Origin of the sequence: Gracilinema caldarium DSM 7334 (assembly GCF_000219725.1) — a bacterium.
Classification (GTDB): domain Bacteria; phylum Spirochaetota; class Spirochaetia; order Treponematales; family Breznakiellaceae; genus Gracilinema; species Gracilinema caldarium.
The window spans coordinates 2,943,871-2,959,402 of the sequence record NC_015732.1 but is presented as its reverse complement, the minus strand read 5'-3'; the positions used below and the strand labels follow the sequence as shown (position 1 = coordinate 2,959,402).

At 46.5% G+C, this 15,532-nt stretch carries 14 protein-coding genes and 1 riboswitch; of the genes, 10 read left to right on the top strand and 4 right to left on the bottom strand.

The window, feature by feature from the left end:
* The first annotated feature begins 38 nt into the window (after positions 1-38).
* Together SPICA_RS13245 and SPICA_RS13240 are read left to right on the top strand one after the other, a co-directional pair.
* Positions 39-2,192, top strand: a complete 2,154-nt coding sequence (locus SPICA_RS13245) for a methyl-accepting chemotaxis protein (RefSeq protein ID WP_013969987.1) — start codon at positions 39-41, stop codon at positions 2,190-2,192.
* 414 nt (positions 2,193-2,606) lie between these two features.
* Positions 2,607-2,897: an RNA recognition motif domain-containing protein gene (locus SPICA_RS13240; protein ID WP_013969986.1), complete on the top strand. Its 291-nt coding sequence runs from the start codon at positions 2,607-2,609 to the stop codon at positions 2,895-2,897.
* Between the two features lie 95 nt (positions 2,898-2,992).
* Here the strand turns inward: SPICA_RS13240 and SPICA_RS13235 are convergent, their stop codons facing one another.
* The 3 genes from SPICA_RS13235 to SPICA_RS13220 all read right to left on the bottom strand — a co-directional run bounded on the left by SPICA_RS13235 (position 2,993) and on the right by SPICA_RS13220 (position 5,780).
* Positions 2,993-3,214 (bottom strand): endo-1,4-beta-xylanase, encoded by a 222-nt coding sequence (locus tag SPICA_RS13235; RefSeq protein WP_041396266.1) that lies wholly within the window; start codon positions 3,212-3,214, stop codon positions 2,993-2,995.
* 815 nt (positions 3,215-4,029) lie between these two features.
* A complete protein-coding gene (locus tag SPICA_RS13225; protein ID WP_013969984.1) occupies positions 4,030-4,866 on the bottom strand; it encodes an ABC transporter permease in 837 nt (278 codons plus the stop codon).
* The gene (locus tag SPICA_RS13220) at positions 4,866-5,780 is read right to left on the bottom strand and encodes an ABC transporter ATP-binding protein (protein WP_013969983.1); all 915 of its coding nucleotides are present in this window, start codon (positions 5,778-5,780) and stop codon (positions 4,866-4,868) included. Before SPICA_RS13220 ends, SPICA_RS13225 begins: the two co-directional genes overlap by 1 nt.
* A 129-nt stretch (positions 5,781-5,909) precedes the next feature.
* Between SPICA_RS13220 and SPICA_RS13215 the strand changes: the two genes are divergently transcribed.
* Both SPICA_RS13215 and SPICA_RS13210 read left to right on the top strand, forming a co-directional pair.
* Complete coding sequence (locus tag SPICA_RS13215) at positions 5,910-7,229, top strand: sensor histidine kinase (protein WP_013969982.1); 1,320 nt, start codon at positions 5,910-5,912, stop codon at positions 7,227-7,229.
* Entirely contained in the window at positions 7,226-7,909 is a 684-nt protein-coding gene (locus SPICA_RS13210; RefSeq protein ID WP_013969981.1) for a response regulator transcription factor, read from the top strand. Before SPICA_RS13215 ends, SPICA_RS13210 begins: the two co-directional genes overlap by 4 nt.
* A gap of 679 nt (positions 7,910-8,588) precedes the next feature.
* On the opposite strand, the gene SPICA_RS13205 is transcribed toward SPICA_RS13210, so the two are convergent.
* Positions 8,589-8,891, bottom strand: coding sequence for a hypothetical protein (locus tag SPICA_RS13205; RefSeq protein ID WP_156789687.1), 303 nt, complete (start codon positions 8,889-8,891; stop codon positions 8,589-8,591).
* Between the two features lie 282 nt (positions 8,892-9,173).
* Between SPICA_RS13205 and SPICA_RS13200 the strand changes: the two genes are divergently transcribed.
* From SPICA_RS13200 to SPICA_RS13175, 6 genes are all read left to right on the top strand, one after another.
* Positions 9,174-10,019 (top strand): transporter substrate-binding domain-containing protein, encoded by an 846-nt coding sequence (locus SPICA_RS13200; protein WP_013969980.1) that lies wholly within the window; start codon positions 9,174-9,176, stop codon positions 10,017-10,019.
* A 10-nt stretch (positions 10,020-10,029) separates the two neighbouring features.
* A complete protein-coding gene (locus SPICA_RS13195; protein ID WP_013969979.1) occupies positions 10,030-10,824 on the top strand; it encodes an amino acid ABC transporter permease in 795 nt (264 codons plus the stop codon).
* Positions 10,821-11,678 (top strand): SAM hydrolase/SAM-dependent halogenase family protein, encoded by an 858-nt coding sequence (locus SPICA_RS13190; RefSeq protein WP_013969978.1) that lies wholly within the window; start codon positions 10,821-10,823, stop codon positions 11,676-11,678. The genes SPICA_RS13195 and SPICA_RS13190 overlap by 4 nt, the downstream gene beginning before the upstream one ends.
* Positions 11,679-11,692: 14 nt before the next feature.
* Positions 11,693-11,910, top strand: a riboswitch (cobalamin riboswitch).
* 113 nt (positions 11,911-12,023) lie between these two features.
* On the top strand, positions 12,024-13,973 hold the full coding sequence (locus tag SPICA_RS13185) for a TonB-dependent receptor (RefSeq protein ID WP_013969977.1): 1,950 nt from the start codon (positions 12,024-12,026) through the stop codon (positions 13,971-13,973).
* A gap of 94 nt (positions 13,974-14,067) precedes the next feature.
* Complete coding sequence (locus SPICA_RS13180) at positions 14,068-14,736, top strand: energy transducer TonB family protein (RefSeq protein ID WP_013969976.1); 669 nt, start codon at positions 14,068-14,070, stop codon at positions 14,734-14,736.
* Positions 14,737-14,801: 65 nt separating this feature from the next.
* On the top strand, positions 14,802-15,488 hold the full coding sequence (locus SPICA_RS13175) for a hypothetical protein (RefSeq protein WP_013969975.1): 687 nt from the start codon (positions 14,802-14,804) through the stop codon (positions 15,486-15,488).
* Positions 15,489-15,532 lie beyond the last annotated feature (44 nt).

The window sequence follows — 15,532 nt, the reverse complement described above, 5'->3', positions numbered from 1 at the left end:
AGAGTCTTGCTTAGTTATAATGAAGAGGGAGGTTCCTTATGAGCTTGTCAATTCGAAGCCGGCTGTTAATGCTGTTTCTCATCCCCCTTGGTTTTTTTCTTATACGGGAAGGGATGAACTTTCATAAGAATTCCACTGATTATCTGCTGTATAAAAGTCAGCAAAAGAATATCAAAATTATGGGGTTAACCGGAGATCTGGTTACGGCTTTGCAACGAGAACGGGGCCTCTCCAGCATCTATGCCAGTTCAGGTAAAGAAATGGATAGTATACAGACTGAACGGACTCAAGTGGATGCCGAGCTTGAACGGTGGCTTAAGGATGTGGCAAAGGCTTCTTATATAAAAAATGAGAAGGATGAGATACGACAAAAACTACAAACCGTCAGGGCTATGGTAGATGGTAAAATATATAAGTCTTTCTATGATGTGTTTGATGAATACACCGCGATCATTCAAAGTCTATTGTCCATTTCTAATAAGGCAGTCAATCAACCTACCATTGGGGGAATCGGTAAAATAATGTCCTCCATGGGAATTTTAATGCAAGCACAGGAATCATTAGCCGCAACCCGGGGCGAATTGGGCAGTATTCTAGCAGGCAATCAGAGAATAGCCGATAAAAACCGACTGCTTGACCTTATCGAAAAATTTGAAGCCTTTGAGATAAATCTAAAAAGTCCTGCGCTTATTTATAGTAGCGGAACTAGGGATGCGATAAATGGAATTCTTTCCAGCGATGCCTATAACTTAATACAGGATGCAATGTTTGACGTTTTTTATAAGAGTATGTCCGGTACCTGGTTGTCCGGTTATAACATTTCCTATGAAGAACTGTGGAAACAGGGTACAGGTCTGGTAACGAGTATTAACGAAGTAGTAAAAAGCGAACTGGCCAGCATTATTGACCGTTCTGTCAAAACTGAAAAACAATATACCGCTGGTTTTATAGCAACCATGGCAATGGTTCTGATCCTTATAATCGGTATGGTGACCATTGGGATTGTGTTTGCCCGTTCGATTCGAAAGCCAATAGTTCAGGTGATGCATACCTTTGATTCTATTGCCCGGGGGGAAGGAGATCTATCCCAGGAAATTGAAGTGAAGGATTCCTCTGAGCTTGGGAAAATGTCCCAATATTTTAACAGTTTTACCACCCAACTTAGCTCAATTATTCGAAGTATCCGTGAAGAAACGGTAGCTTTAAGGAAACTTGGTGAACGATTATCTTCGGAAATGGAGCAAAGTGCTACCGCTACGGAAGAAATCGGGGCAACCCTTAAGACGATTCATCAAAATGTATTGCACCAGTCTGCCAGTGTAACCGAGAGTGCTGCTACCATAGAACAATTCCTTTCTAATATTTCAGAGCTTAAAGGGCAAATCGAGACCCAGTCTGCAGCGGTCACCGAATCGACCGCATCGATCCGTCAGATGCTGGAGTCGATTAAGCGAATGCAGGAATCCCTTGAAGCGGGCAACTCTAAAATTGAAGGTCTTGTTAAGGCCAGTGAGGCAGGTAAGAGTACTCTAGAACCTCTCATCGATCAGATTGGTCAGATTACAGAACAGTCCAGGGCCTTGCAGGAAGCTAACAGCCTGATTTCCGGTATTGCCGCCCGTACAAACCTGTTGGCGATGAATGCGGCTATTGAGGCTGCCCATGCGGGAGAGCATGGTCGGGGCTTTGCAGTGGTGGCCGATGAAATCAGAAAACTGGCAGAAAATGCGGCAAGTCATTCAAAAAGCATTGCTTCGAATCTGAAATCGATTCAGGAAGTGATTAACAAGGTGGTGGAAAGTTCCCAAAGGGTGAGCGAAAGTTTTATTGCTATCAATACGGGAATTCAGGAAGTCAATTCCAGCAGGGAACAGATGCGTTTTGCAATGCTTGAACAGCAAGCTGCCTCTAAGGAGGTTGGTGCTGCCCTGAATGAAATTACTACGATAACCAGCAAGGTACAGGATTTTGCCGGAGAAACGGAAAGTGGCAGTAAACAGATTAAGGGCGAGATGGGGAATTTGTTGCAGGTAACTGAGGAGATACGAAATGCTGTTGCGGAAGCATCGAAAGCACTAGATGAGATTGTTGCAACAACCACCCATGTACATGAGCTCAGCGAAGAAAATCAGCGGGCCATAGAATCTATTTATCAGGGAATTGCGAGCTTTAAGCTGAAAGGTGAGGTGTAATATAAGGATGCCACTAAAAACTTCAGTTTTTAGTGGTCCCTATTACTTTATGGGCTATTGGAATTTGTCTGTCCAATAGCCTTTTTTTTAGGTAATCCCCTGGCAGCTATTGACCTTATCCTGTAAATAGAGTAGCTTACAAGAAGAGTGAGAGAAACTCAAAACGCTACTGCTACATTTTCTACTGTTACGCTCCTTTCGAAGTTTTTGATGCCTGCCTTTCCCTGGCCGATCTTCAAGAAAACCGACTTGGAAATTAAAGTTATCGTGAAAAGTGCTGTCCGTTCAGTCCGTCTCTTTGCTCTGCCCTGGACTTCTGTAGCATAGGTGCACAGAAATTAACCGGGAAAAGCGCTTATCCTGGATAGGCGGATTTTGAAAGCCCCGAGTCATTCGGGCAAAGGTAGGCCAAATATGGCTAAAAAACTTTATGTCGGCAATCTCTCTTACAACACCTTCGAAGACAGCCTCCGCAATCTCTTCGCTTCCTATGGAAACGTTGAATCGGTAAAAATCATCACCGACCGTGATACAGGCTATTCCAAGGGCTTTGGCTTTGTGGAAATGAGCACCGATGCAGAAGCTCAGGCTGCAATTGCAGCAACCAACGGTTTTGAATTTGACGGCCGCCGCCTCAAGGTTAATGAAGCGATGGATAAACCCCGTCGGGATCGCGACAATGGCGGTAACTACGGCCGCTGGTAACTAAATGGGGCTGTCTCGGAAGTACAACCGAGACAGCCCCGTCGGGATCTGGTATCGTCTTATTGGTTTCTTTTACCACATCCCAGCAATTCATCTTACCACAATGGTGGCCTGCTATATTTTGTAAGTATGTTTCCATGAACTTGTTTTCCTTGTGCCAGGGCCCACTGGACTAGCTTATCAGCATTTGCATAGTTGTATGCCCCTTTCGAAGGACTGAGGTATTGGGGTTTCATATCATTTTCAGCGGTAACTACGTTATAATGATGGATGCACATAGTCCCCGTATCGGGATCGGTGGTTTCATGGGAATTCATAATGTTACCCAAGGATGATTATCCTTACCTTTTGCGACAAGATAGAAATTAATGCTTTGTAAAGGGACGTAAAGGAAAGGAGTTACCATATTTACATCTTGCTGTAAGGGTATTCTTCATACGGTACGACCCCAAGGACCGGTAAGCGTTTGTTTCCCTTTTAAAGAAAAATTCGGAACAAAAAACATTTTTTCTTTTGTCTTATTATCAAAAGAAAAATGGGGGGGGGGTAATTCAAGGACCAGTTGTTACCGGATCACCTTATTCATTTTTAGTGAGTGTTTTTTGGGATTTTCCCTGCTTGGGTCGTTATGCTCGTTGTAGATTGACAAGCAGCAGCCATCATTATAATACCGCTTGGATGATGTGCTTGGTCTGGTAGTCCAGAACATCTCAGGCTATTAGTTATTAACTTACTGAAGCCCCTTAGATCCTTAAGAATGTCTTCCCAGTTCTGGATAAGGATGTTGTCGTTACTGATTCGGTGCTCTTTTTTCATGTATAGGATAATCAGGGTTCTGAGCCTCTGTAGATCATCTTTCTGAATGTTGTTTGAGGTTTTTACTTTCATCGATAGTTCGTTTCCGATGATACAATCTACCTCGAGACCATCTTGGCTTTGCCAATTATATAGAGGGGTGTCTTCGATTCATCGTTACCACTCTCCGATGGTCTATGTTGTGAAAAATATGGCCGTGTATGAGCCCGGCAGGGGCTTATATAAGCACTATGACCGGTGTGATGGCCGAACAGCCGTAGTCGCCGAAATTTTTGCCACACCGTATGATACCTCTGCCAGGGCTGGACCTGTCAGATCAGTGGGGCCCACCGCCACGACGACTCATGACCTTTACCGTCGAAAAGTCAGCGCGTTCGAACATCTGTACGCACAGCGCGAAAAAGAAAAGGCCGATAACGATAACAATAGCCAGACTCGCCGCTGGCATGATGATAAAGCCGCCGACGTCGAACGCGATTCCCTGCCGGACGAGATCGACAGCTAAACGACTGCTGGTGCCAAGAGTAACGCTCCTGAAGATCGCCGTGAGGTATGTCAGCGGGTTTACATACACGATTACGTTGAGAAACTTCGGGAGTTCGACTGTCGGTATATAGGCACCGGAGAGGAATGAAAGGGGTATCATCATGATCGAGGTGACAATCTGGAACGATGACGAGTTCCGCGAGATCGTGGCGAGAAAGAGCCCGAGCGAACCGAACGTAAGGCCGGCTACTACCATTACCGCGATCATCAGGAGTGCGCGGATCACATCGATCTGGAGACCCATGAACAGACTGACCCCCATCACAATGATTCCCTGGATTACCGCGATCGTAGCCGACGAGAGCACCTGGCCGATCGCGAGCTGCCAACGTGCCACTGGCGACACGATGATTTCTTTCATGAAGCCGCTCGCAAGATCGGTGAGAATTTCCGTCGAGTTGTTGAGCGCCTGCTGGAACACTGTCATGATGATGACACCCGCGATCAGGTAGCTCAACGGCTGTTCGATCGTACCACCAACTCCCTTCATCACAAACGAAAAAATGAAAAGAAAGAACACCGACATGAAGAGACTGAAAACAAGTCTCGTCCGGTCCCGTGAAAAATTAAGCAGGTTTCTTTCCACAATGGCAATTATTCCATTCATCAGTTTCTGATCTCCTTTCCCGCTACAGCGAGGAAAACATCGTTGAGTGAACCATGGGTTTTCTCAAAACCGCTGATCGCGTCCTTGAACCGGTAGAGTGCCTCGATAACAATCCTGTTATTTGTGGTATGCACCGTCACGCCTTCGGTCGAAAGTTCGTGTGCGATACCGTTTTCACGCATGAATCTCGCGATAGCATCAGGCCGCTCGCTTAGTATTTTGATCGTGGGCAGCGCAAACTCAGCCTTGAGTTCCGCCGGTGTCCCGAATGCCGCTATTTTGCCATGATCGATAATCGCGACTTTCGAACAGATCTCGGCCTCATCCATGTAGTGCGTGGTCAAGAAGACGGTGATACCGTGCTCTTTCTGGAGACGTATGATATACTCCCACACAGCAGTGCGCGATTGCGGGTCGAGTCCGGCGGTCGGCTCGTCAAGGAATAAAACTTTTGGCAGGTGTACAAGTGCACGGGCAATTTCGACCCGGCGCTTCATACCGCCGGAAAGCGCTCCGACGGGTGAGCGAGCCCAATCGGAAAGGTCGACAAGGTTGAGCGCGGAAGTGATGCGGTCGCGCATTTCTACCTTGGGGACACCATAGAACATGCTGTGGAACCTGAGGTTTTCCTCTACTGTGAGGCGTTCGTCGAGTGTCGGGGTTTGGAATACGATTCCGATATCCGCGCGGACTTTGTCCCGATCTTTTGATACTTCGTGTCCGTTCAGAATGAGATCCCCCGAGGTTTTTTCGATAATTGTGCACAGCGTGTTGATTGTTGTGCTTTTTCCCGCACCGTTAGGGCCGAGAAAGGCGAAGATCGAGCCTTCTTCGACGGTGAATGATATGCCATTCACCGCGACGAAATTACCGTATCGTTTGGTAAAATTTTTGACTTCTATGATTGGTTGCATTGATACCTCCATATCGCCTCTACAATACGAAGCAAGGATAAAAAGATTGGGAAAAAAGTGTAAAAAAGTGAGAAAATCGTTTTTATGTTTTTTTTAAAAAGATTCCGTACAATGTCATTCGGAGGACCTATGAAAATCCAAAAGGACGGGAATTTTTTCACTAGGATTTCGGCGAGATGGACGATCGATGCGGAAACGAAAGAACGTATACGTGGGAAACGAGCGGAAATCAAACGGTTGAAAGACGAGATTCATCGCGAGTTTCACCTTCGCCAGCATCGGATAGAAGACGAATATTTCCGCGACCTACTGAAGTTGGAAGGGAAAATTCCTAGATCGCACCAAAGGTTTGGCTGCTCCCGCGTTCCGGATTCCGCGCTCATCCGGAAATACCGGATCGCCTGGTACCGCCGGAAGATCGGCGGCATCATTGCATTTGTATTCCTTTTGATACCACCTTTTTTTATGGGTGGCTTTTCGTTTACCATCAAAATACTGTTTTCGCTGATCGCTTTTTTGCTGGTACTGGCGCAAGTCGCTGAATTTACCCTATATGTGCGTTTCGACCGGCGCATCCTGACTCCGATCGCCAGACTTGAAGAGGCGTCACGTTCGATCGCGAAGGGCGACTATGGCGTTCGTGTTGAACAGACCGGACATTCGGAGCTGCTGGGCCTCATCGAGTCATTCAATATGATGGCGAAATCACTCGCAGAAAGCGAGGCGCTGAAGGCAGAGTACGAAAAAAACCGAAAAGAACTCATTGCAAGCATATCGCACGACCTGAAGACTCCAATTACTGCCATTCTGGGATACGTTGAGGCATCCTCTCAAATCGGATTTACCGATCCTGTGCGTATCGAAAAGTACACGAAGGTCATCGCGGCGAACGCATCTTACATGAACCATTTGATTGATGATCTTTTCCTTTTTTCGAAACTCGACATGCATAAGCTCGATTTTCATTTCGAGGAAACGATGCTCAAGCCTTTCATAGCCGACCTTATGCAGGAGTTTGAGATCGAATTCGATTGGCACGGTGCTGATTTTAATTATAATGATGGGATTCCTGAGAATGCGACGGCGAAGCTTGATGTCAAGCGGTTCATTCAGGTGTTCAATAATATCGTCGACAACGCTGTGAAATATGGGTGCAAAGACAAGCTGATGCTTTATGTCTCCGCATGCGTTTTGGGCGGCTCATTTGTTCTCACAATTCGAGACAACGGCCCCGGCGTGCCGGAGGAAAAGCTTGTACACGTGTTCGAGCGGTTTTACCGCGTGGACGGAGAGCGCACGAAAGATCTCGGAAGTACCGGACTGGGCTTAGCAATCGCAAAGGAACTAGTCGAAGCCCACGGAGGGACTATCACTGTAGTCAATGCGCCAGAAGGCGGGCTCGAGTTTACGATTACTATACCGCTTTCAGGAGGGGGAGAGAACACATGAAAAACATTCTGATAGTCGAGGACGACCTCAACATTGCCGAGCTCGAGCGTGATTTTTTGAAATTGAATGGCTACTCGGCTGACATCGAGACGGATGGCAGCGCCGCGCTCAAAGCTGCGCTGACCGGCCGCTACGACGTTCTGATCGTTGACTTGATGCTACCAGGAACCGGCGGTTACGATATCATTAAGGCAGTGCGCGAAAAATACGAAATCCCGATTCTCGTGGTTTCGGCACGAAGCGAGGACATCGATAAAATCCGCGGCTTCGAGTTCGGTGCCGATGACTACCTCACGAAACCTTTCAGCCCCGCCGAACTTGCCGCCCGAGTCAAATCCCATATCGAGCGCTATGACCGGCTCCAGGGAGGTGGAAGCGCTAATGTTATTATCCGGAAATGGCTCGAAATCGACACAGCGTCGCATAAGGTTCTCGTTTCTGGTCGCGAGGTTTCACTTACCTCAACAGAATACGACCTCCTTGTATTTCTTGCCTCAAATCCAAACATCGTGTTCACAAAAGAACGCCTTTTCGAAGCTGTCTGGGGCGATTCCTACTCTGGGGATCTCGCGACGGTTCCCGTTCATATCCAGAAGATCCGCCACAAGATCGAAAAAAATCCAGGCTCACCCGAGCTGATAGAAACGCTGTGGGGTACCGGCTACAGGTTCAATGGTTGAAGTTTCATTCCGATCGGTGCTCAAAATACTGGGGTCCCGACTGGCAAAGAGGGCCCTACTTTCTAATTGGTATTAATGAACTAGAATCAATGACCAAAATGTGAATTGCGGCGGCCGCGCCTTTACACGCGGACTTACCCTATGGTTCCCTAAAACGGGGTAGTTCACGGCATATATTCGTCTCTTGCTTTTATAGGTCTTTGGATTATTATCTTAAACATCGAGAGGTTTGTCATGAAAATGTTTTTTCGCCCTCAAGGATAGAGTATTGAAAGAGAAGTAAAGGTCTACAAGGAGCTTGGGGAGCTTGTTATTAATTATATACTACTAGATGACAGATGTGTACAGTTTTTGCCGAGTGTGATCGTGAAAGTTTGAAAAATCTACGTGTTTCCCAAGGGGCGCAAACGCAAGCTGCTTCCGTGGAAGAGGTTTCTGCTTCGGTAAAAGAGATGGCTTTAAATATTCGTTAAACAGAATTTAATGCGAAGCATAAATACCCCCCCCGCTTGTTTGAGGAGTGAAAAAATGTTTTTGGAGACAAAGGGGGATCCCCCAATCGCTAGGTCTGCTGACAAGTCCTCTTGATGTTGTATCCAATCATCAGGATCTACCATACCATTGAAACTTTATGGGGGCTCTGCAGGTGATAGATCGCGTCGTATGGCAGGAATAGCTGTTATCCTTCTCGTTGTACGTCCACTTTTCCGTTCAGGTTTCTTTTTGCATCTTCGCTGGACCCCTGGGTTCTCAGCTTTGCAAGACGCTTGTTCAGAACCGCCACTAACTTCGCTATATCCTCGGCTGTGAAGGTCAATTGTTCATCACAAAGCTGTACTTGATCGCGCCTGACCTTATCTTCGTGCCATCGATGTAGTAGTTCTAGAGCTTCACATGACCCTTGGCCACCAGAAAGCCACATGAACATCACATTTTCCCGGAATGCTTTTGCAATCATCCGTAATGAAAACACCCTTATCATGTATCTGTCCGCGAATACCTCGAGCCTCATAACTGGACGGAAGCGGCTCGATCCCCCGTCTTTCGAGTAAATTTTCAGTAGTGGTGTCACATCCATTTCGTCGATGGTATGGCTTATACCCTGCATCAGATTTATTTATAGACTATTTCAAAAGCATAATATTACGGGCTAGAGGATCGAATTGTTCTAATTTTAATTATGTTGTCCTGCTGAAAAGGTTGCTTCGCTAGGGTATCGATTATTATCGTGATTATCTAGTAGAATAAGACAGGGAGGAAAACTATGAACAAATTATTTACTAAAATATCCATTGCTCTCATAACGCTACTCATAATTTTTGGTTTTGCATCCTGTACAAAAAAAGCTGAACCTGCTGCCGCTGCGCCTACCCAGGGTGCCCTGAGCGCTGGTCTGCCTGATCTCAAAGGCCGTACCATTGTGGCTGTTACGGAAAATGCCTATACACCACTCAATTTTGTGGATCCTAAAACAGGTAAACCCATGGGGTGGGAATATGATGCTACCGAAGAAATCGCCCGCCGGCTCAATGCCAAGGTGGAGTGGAAGGTTACTTCCTGGGACACCATGATTCAGGCGGTCCGGGATGGTCAGTTTGATGTAGGGATGGATGGTATCACCATTACTGACGAACGGAAGAGCCAGGTTGATTTTTCGATACCCTATATGACCAGCCAGCAGTTTATGCTCGTCCGATCTGATGAAAATCGCTTCACCGATGCAGTATCCTTTGCCGCTAATCCTAAACTGCTTATCGGTTCCCAGGCAGGAACCACGAACTTTTATGTGGCTGTGTACAATGTGCTCGATGGCAATGAATCCAATCCCCGGATTAAGCTCTTTGAAACCTTTGGTGCGGCTGTCCAGGCCCTGCTTGCCGGAGACGTGGATACGGTCCTGATGGATGCCGCTTCGAGCAAGGGCTATGTGGGTGCTCATCCTGGAAAGCTTAAGGTTATTGGGGAACCCCTGGGAACCGAAGAATTCGGTTTCATCTTTAAAAAAGGTTCAGATCTGGTGGAACCCTTTAATAAGGCCATTGAATCCATGAAAGCCGATGGAACCCTGGATAAGCTGAATACAAAATGGTTTTTTGAATATCAGCCCTAACCGGTAACTTATGAAAAATCGGGATTTCCCCTGGTGGCTGGCGTTCCTTGCCTTATTGGCGGCAGCTATTATTGTTTCTGTCGCGATTTCTGCGGAAAGCCGGGTTATCTTTTCTGCAGTAGCTCAAGGCCTGGGGGTCACCATTACGGTATCCCTCATCGCCTATGGCACATCGGTCTTGTTGGGCCTTGTGCTGGGGCTCTTGCGGGCTTCCCCTTTTAAACCTTTTCGGGAACTGGCTACCTTTTATATCGAGGTGGTGCGGGGCCTGCCTATGCTCGTTATCCTTTATTATATCGCCTTCGTGGGAGCCCCTGCCTTAGCCGCTTTTCTCAACTGGTTTGTAAAGCCCTTCATCAATCTGGGCTGGCTTGCTCCGGTAGAGGTGCGGTCCTTTAACTTTACGGTCCGGGCGGTGCTTGCGCTCACGCTGGGTTATGCGGCCTTTATTGCAGAAATCTTCCGGGCGGGCATTGAGAGTGTCCCCCGGGGACAGGTGGAAGCGGCCCATGCCTTGGGATTAAGTCACGGCCAGACCCTGCGAAAGGTAGTTCTGCCCCAAGCTATCCGGAATGTACTTCCGGCCCTGGCTAATGAGTTTGTAGCTATCGTGAAGGATTCGTCATTGGTATCCGCCCTGGGGGTGCAGGATATTACCCAGCTTGGGAAAGTATATTCCGCATCAACCTTTAAATTCTTTGAAACCTACAATGTGGTGGCCTTCTTTTATCTGGTCATCACCATTTCTCTTTCTTTAGCAGTTCGTTCCCTCGAACAACGTCTTAAACGGAGGGCTCATCCATGAAGCACGCTTTAGTTTTTCAAAGTGATTTTGGTCTTTCTGATGGAGCTGTTTCGGCAATGTATGGAGTAGCCCTTAAGGTTGCTCCAGACTTGAAAATCTATGATCTTACCCATGACATTCCACCCTATAATGTATGGGAGGCCTCATATCGTTTAGTTCAAACCCTTGGGTATTGGCCTGAGGGTACCGTGTTCGTATCGGTAGTGGATCCAGGGGTGGGAAGCAGTCGACGTAGTGTTGTTGTTCGAACTAGAACAGGCCATCTTGTTGTTACCCCTGATAATGGTTCATTAACCCATGTACATGCCTTGTATGGCATTGTTGCGGTACGACTCTTGGATGAAACGAAAAATCGTCTGGCAGGCTCTGAGTTATCCTATACGTTCCATGGCCGGGATGTATATGCTTACACAGGCGCACGACTTGCCGCTGGGGACCTTGACTTTGATGCCGTTGGCGAGGCTCTTCCATTGGAAAGTCTCGTACAACTTCCTATGGTGCCTGCTCAAAAAGATGGCGATATCGTAAGTGGCACTATAGATGCCTTAGATGTTCGTTTTGGTAGTCTTTGGTCAAATATACCCTACAAGCTGTTTGAGGACCTCCACATCCCCTATGGGGGGAGGGTAGAAGTGTCTATCCGGAATGATACCCGGGAGGTGTACCGAAACACCATGGTCTATGCTCGATCTTTTGCAGAGGTTAATGTGGGTGAACCTCTGGTATATGTCAATTCTCTACTACATATGGCAGTAGCAATTAATCAGGGCTCCTTTTCCCGGGCCTATAATATCGGTACGGGCCTTTCCTGGAAAATTACTATCCGCCGGGCCCCTAAAATTGTATATGAATGAGATATAGATTGACATTTTAGTATATTATTCATAGATTTGTGCTGAAAACCTGAATGGAATATCGGAATGTGGTGAAAGTCCACAGCGGTCCCGCCACCGTAACCGGGGATGAACCCAGTACCCTTTTTTTGAGGGGCAGTCATTATGTTTGGGCTTTGATCCAGGCATGAGAAGACACTGGAAGTAACGTGATCCGGAAGCCGGGAGACGGTTCCAATCAGGATACCTAGACCCTCGAGGAAGGGTGAAGGTGTATAGTCTAGCTGATAGTCTGGCTGTCTCCTGCATTCTCAATCATTCCTGTCAGGATGCTCGAGGGTCCACTTCTGTCCCGAGGAGGACCCTATGTATCTTTTGGTAGCCCTTTTTGTTTTAGGTGCTGCAAGTCAACTTCAGGCTCAAAGCCCTGATCTGTCTTTTGTGGTAAGCGCAAACCGAGTTTCAGAGGAACAGCGTACTGTTCCTGCTCAAGTCCACGTAATATCTGCTCAGGATATTGCTGAATCGGGTGCTGCAAATCTGGTGGAATTACTCAAAACGGTACCATCTATTGCAACCTATACAGCCCTCAGTGGCCCCGGTTCTGAAATGGTGACTATGCGAGGCTTTGGGGAAAATGGTTTTGGGCGAGTGTTAGTTCTGGTAGATGGGAGAAGACTGAATAATCCTGATATGCAGAATATCAATTGGAATTCCATTGCTCTTTCAGATATTGAACGGATTGAGGTGCTCGATGGCCCTGCTTCTGTAGAATATGGAAACAATGCTGTGGGCGGGGTAATTAATATAATTACTAAAAAGTCGGTTAAAACTGCCCAGACCCTTGGTCAGGTAACTGTTGGAACTAGTCAGGAAAATGCGGTCCGTTTGTCCTACCAGGCCCCTGCGCTCTGGGGTAACCTGGGTTTTACAGGGGAACATTCCGGTTCCCGGGGGTACCGGGACCGACAGGCGAATCAGGTAACCAATCTGGCCCTGCAGGGGACCTACTATGTGAGCGAAACGGCCAATATTTCTGCCCGGCTCACCCTGGCGGACCTGTCCTACCAGCTTCCTGGAGGACTCAGCAAAGCCCAGTATGAGGCAAACCCCAGGCAAGCAAAAAATTGGGCCGATGAAGCCAGGGAATACTCTGTGTCTAGTTCTATCCAATTTGATTGGATCCCTTGGGAGCAGGTACAGACCGAATTGCCCTTGGCCTATACGTGGAAACAGATCAATGCTGATATGGCTTCCTGGACAAGTTTTACCGATCGAGTAGTTCAAACGGCTGAAGCTAGGCCTAAGGTTGTTATACAGCTGTTTGCGGGAACCCTACCCCTGCGCCTTGTAGGTGGGGTGGATGTGACCACTGCATTCCTCTCGGTGGAGCAATTCTCGGAAGTTCAACGGACAACCAAGACTAATGCTTTTGATGTATCCCAATTTACGGTGGGTCCCTATGCAACCTTACGGCTTGACCTCTTACCTAACCTTAACTGGAATGGGGGGGTAAGATATGATACGGCCCTTATTAAGGCGAAAAGCGAAGATGCCAGTGTGGATGATTCGGTCCAACACCAAGCCTTTGTCTATGATACGGGCCTTACGTACCGGCCAGTAGAATTTATTAAACTCTATGCAAAGTACGGGACCCTGTTCCGTTACCCCTTTACAGATGAGCAAGCTCAAATTTATTCAGGCTTTGGTACTTTCCTTAAAGATCTAAAGCCTGAAACAGGCTATACGGTGGAAGGGGGGCTTTCAGTTCAAATACATCCGGATGTTCAAATTGATGGAAACTTTTATTGGATGGAACTGAAGGATGAGATTGCCTACAACAACATGACGTACCAAAATGAAAATATGGACGCGAGCCGTCATTGGGGTTCGGATATTGCACTTCAGGCAAAACCTATATCCTGGTTCAGTTTACATCTGTGCTATTCCTTTGTACAGGCATTCTTTACCGAAGGGACTAACAAAGACAATAAAATACCCTTGGTCAGTCCCCATCGTCTACAGGCGGAACTTACCTTTATGGCGCCCTTTGGAATTTCCTTTAAGCCCTCGGTGGAATATCGTAGTGAGGCTTATCAGGGTGGTGATTATGCCAATGTTCTGGAAAAGATATCAGCTTATACAATTTATAATGCAAGCTTGGATTGGACTCTGTTGAAGGGTGCGCAAAAGCTTGTGGTGAGTGGAAACGTTAAAAATCTATTGGATACAACGTATGCACCCCTGGTGTTCTGGGGATCTTATTATCCTGCGGATGGACGAACGATTTATTTACAGGTAACCTTTAGTTATTGAACTTTATTTGGGTACCTCTCAACACTTCAGTATTGAGAGGTACCCATATGCATAAAGGGATATGGTGATGGATTTGGGCAATGGAGTTCATCGTATGGCTCTTTCTATAGCTATATCCCTGCTTTTCGATATATCTCTATTGTTTGGAATTTCCTTTGTTGTTACGTTACATAATCCCAATAATACCGCTACACAACAATATGGTCCTCTCTATATAGAAAGTTTTTATGAAGCTTCTTATATTGGAAAGGAAGAACAAAAAAAAGTTCCAAAACAACAATCCTATGTAGATCCTGATAAATTAGTACAGGAGAATACCAAAAAAGAGGCTGAAATCTCGGTTTCCGAATTAGATAAAAAGGATGGACTCCAGGATATCCAAGGGGAATCAGGGATTCCTATGGATACATCTATACGTTCATCAACGGAACTAGAACCTATTAGTAATTCAAATTATTTATCATCTGACATGAGGAATACAGAAGAAAGCATTAAGGCGTGGTTGTATAGACAGATTTCTCAACATCTCGTGTATCCACCGATTGCTCGAAAACGAAGTATTGAGGGCACAAGCAGGATTTCCTTTACTATAGATCCCACTGGTCATCTTATCGCAATGAGGATCGATACAAGTGCTGGTAATGTGATTCTGGATAATGCAGCCCTGGCTTTAATAAAAAGCATATTTCCCATTCCCGAAACCTTATGTACAATGCATAAGGATATCTCCTTTACGATTGATATAACCTATGCCTTAAAATAAGAAATTGGTGCAAAAGCCAATTTAAACTTGCATTGGATTCTTGAGATGTAGTAGTTTGTATAGGTATGAATGGGAAATTTGTAAACTTACTAATACTTAGTACGTTCTTTTTGATCAATGTTGATGCCATGTCGCCTTTATTGGAAGATCCATTGTTACAGCAGGATCCCTGGGCCTTTCCTCTACCTGGGAAGGTTCTGAGTGAAAAAGCAAAAACCTTTGTCTTTACTCTGGATACCCTTCCTAAACAGGATAAGGTTACCTGGATACGGACAAAACAGGACATTCAGGCCCTGTTACCCCTTTCTCTGAAGTCCTTTGCGGAGGTGTTCCTGGATTTTCCCTCCCAGGTTGCTTATATGCCCCGGCTTGCTAAAATCACCATGCTTAAGCAGGATGGGGGCCTGTATGAGGTGCGCCAGCGTTACGAAATACATATCCTGGGTTATACCTACCCGACCGAATACGATATGCGCTATGAATATAGGGAATATCCAGAGTTAAGGCGGGCGGAAATCCGCTGGCATCTGTTAGATTCTGATGGTTCCATCGGCGGTTCAGAGGGGGGCTGGTTTATGGAAGAAGTGTTCACTGCCGCTGGCCCAGCAGTGAAGGTTCGGAATTTGAATGTGGGCTTGGTCCGGAAGGATTTTCCTCTGCAAGCTCAGATTATGAATCTGGTTGGACCTGGAGAGCTTGAGGGGATTGTCTCCGCCCTGTACAAAGAAGCTAAACGCCGGGGCTTGCAGTAGGAAAACGTTTAATAATTTCAGTTGCTTGCAGCCTGTTATAGCTT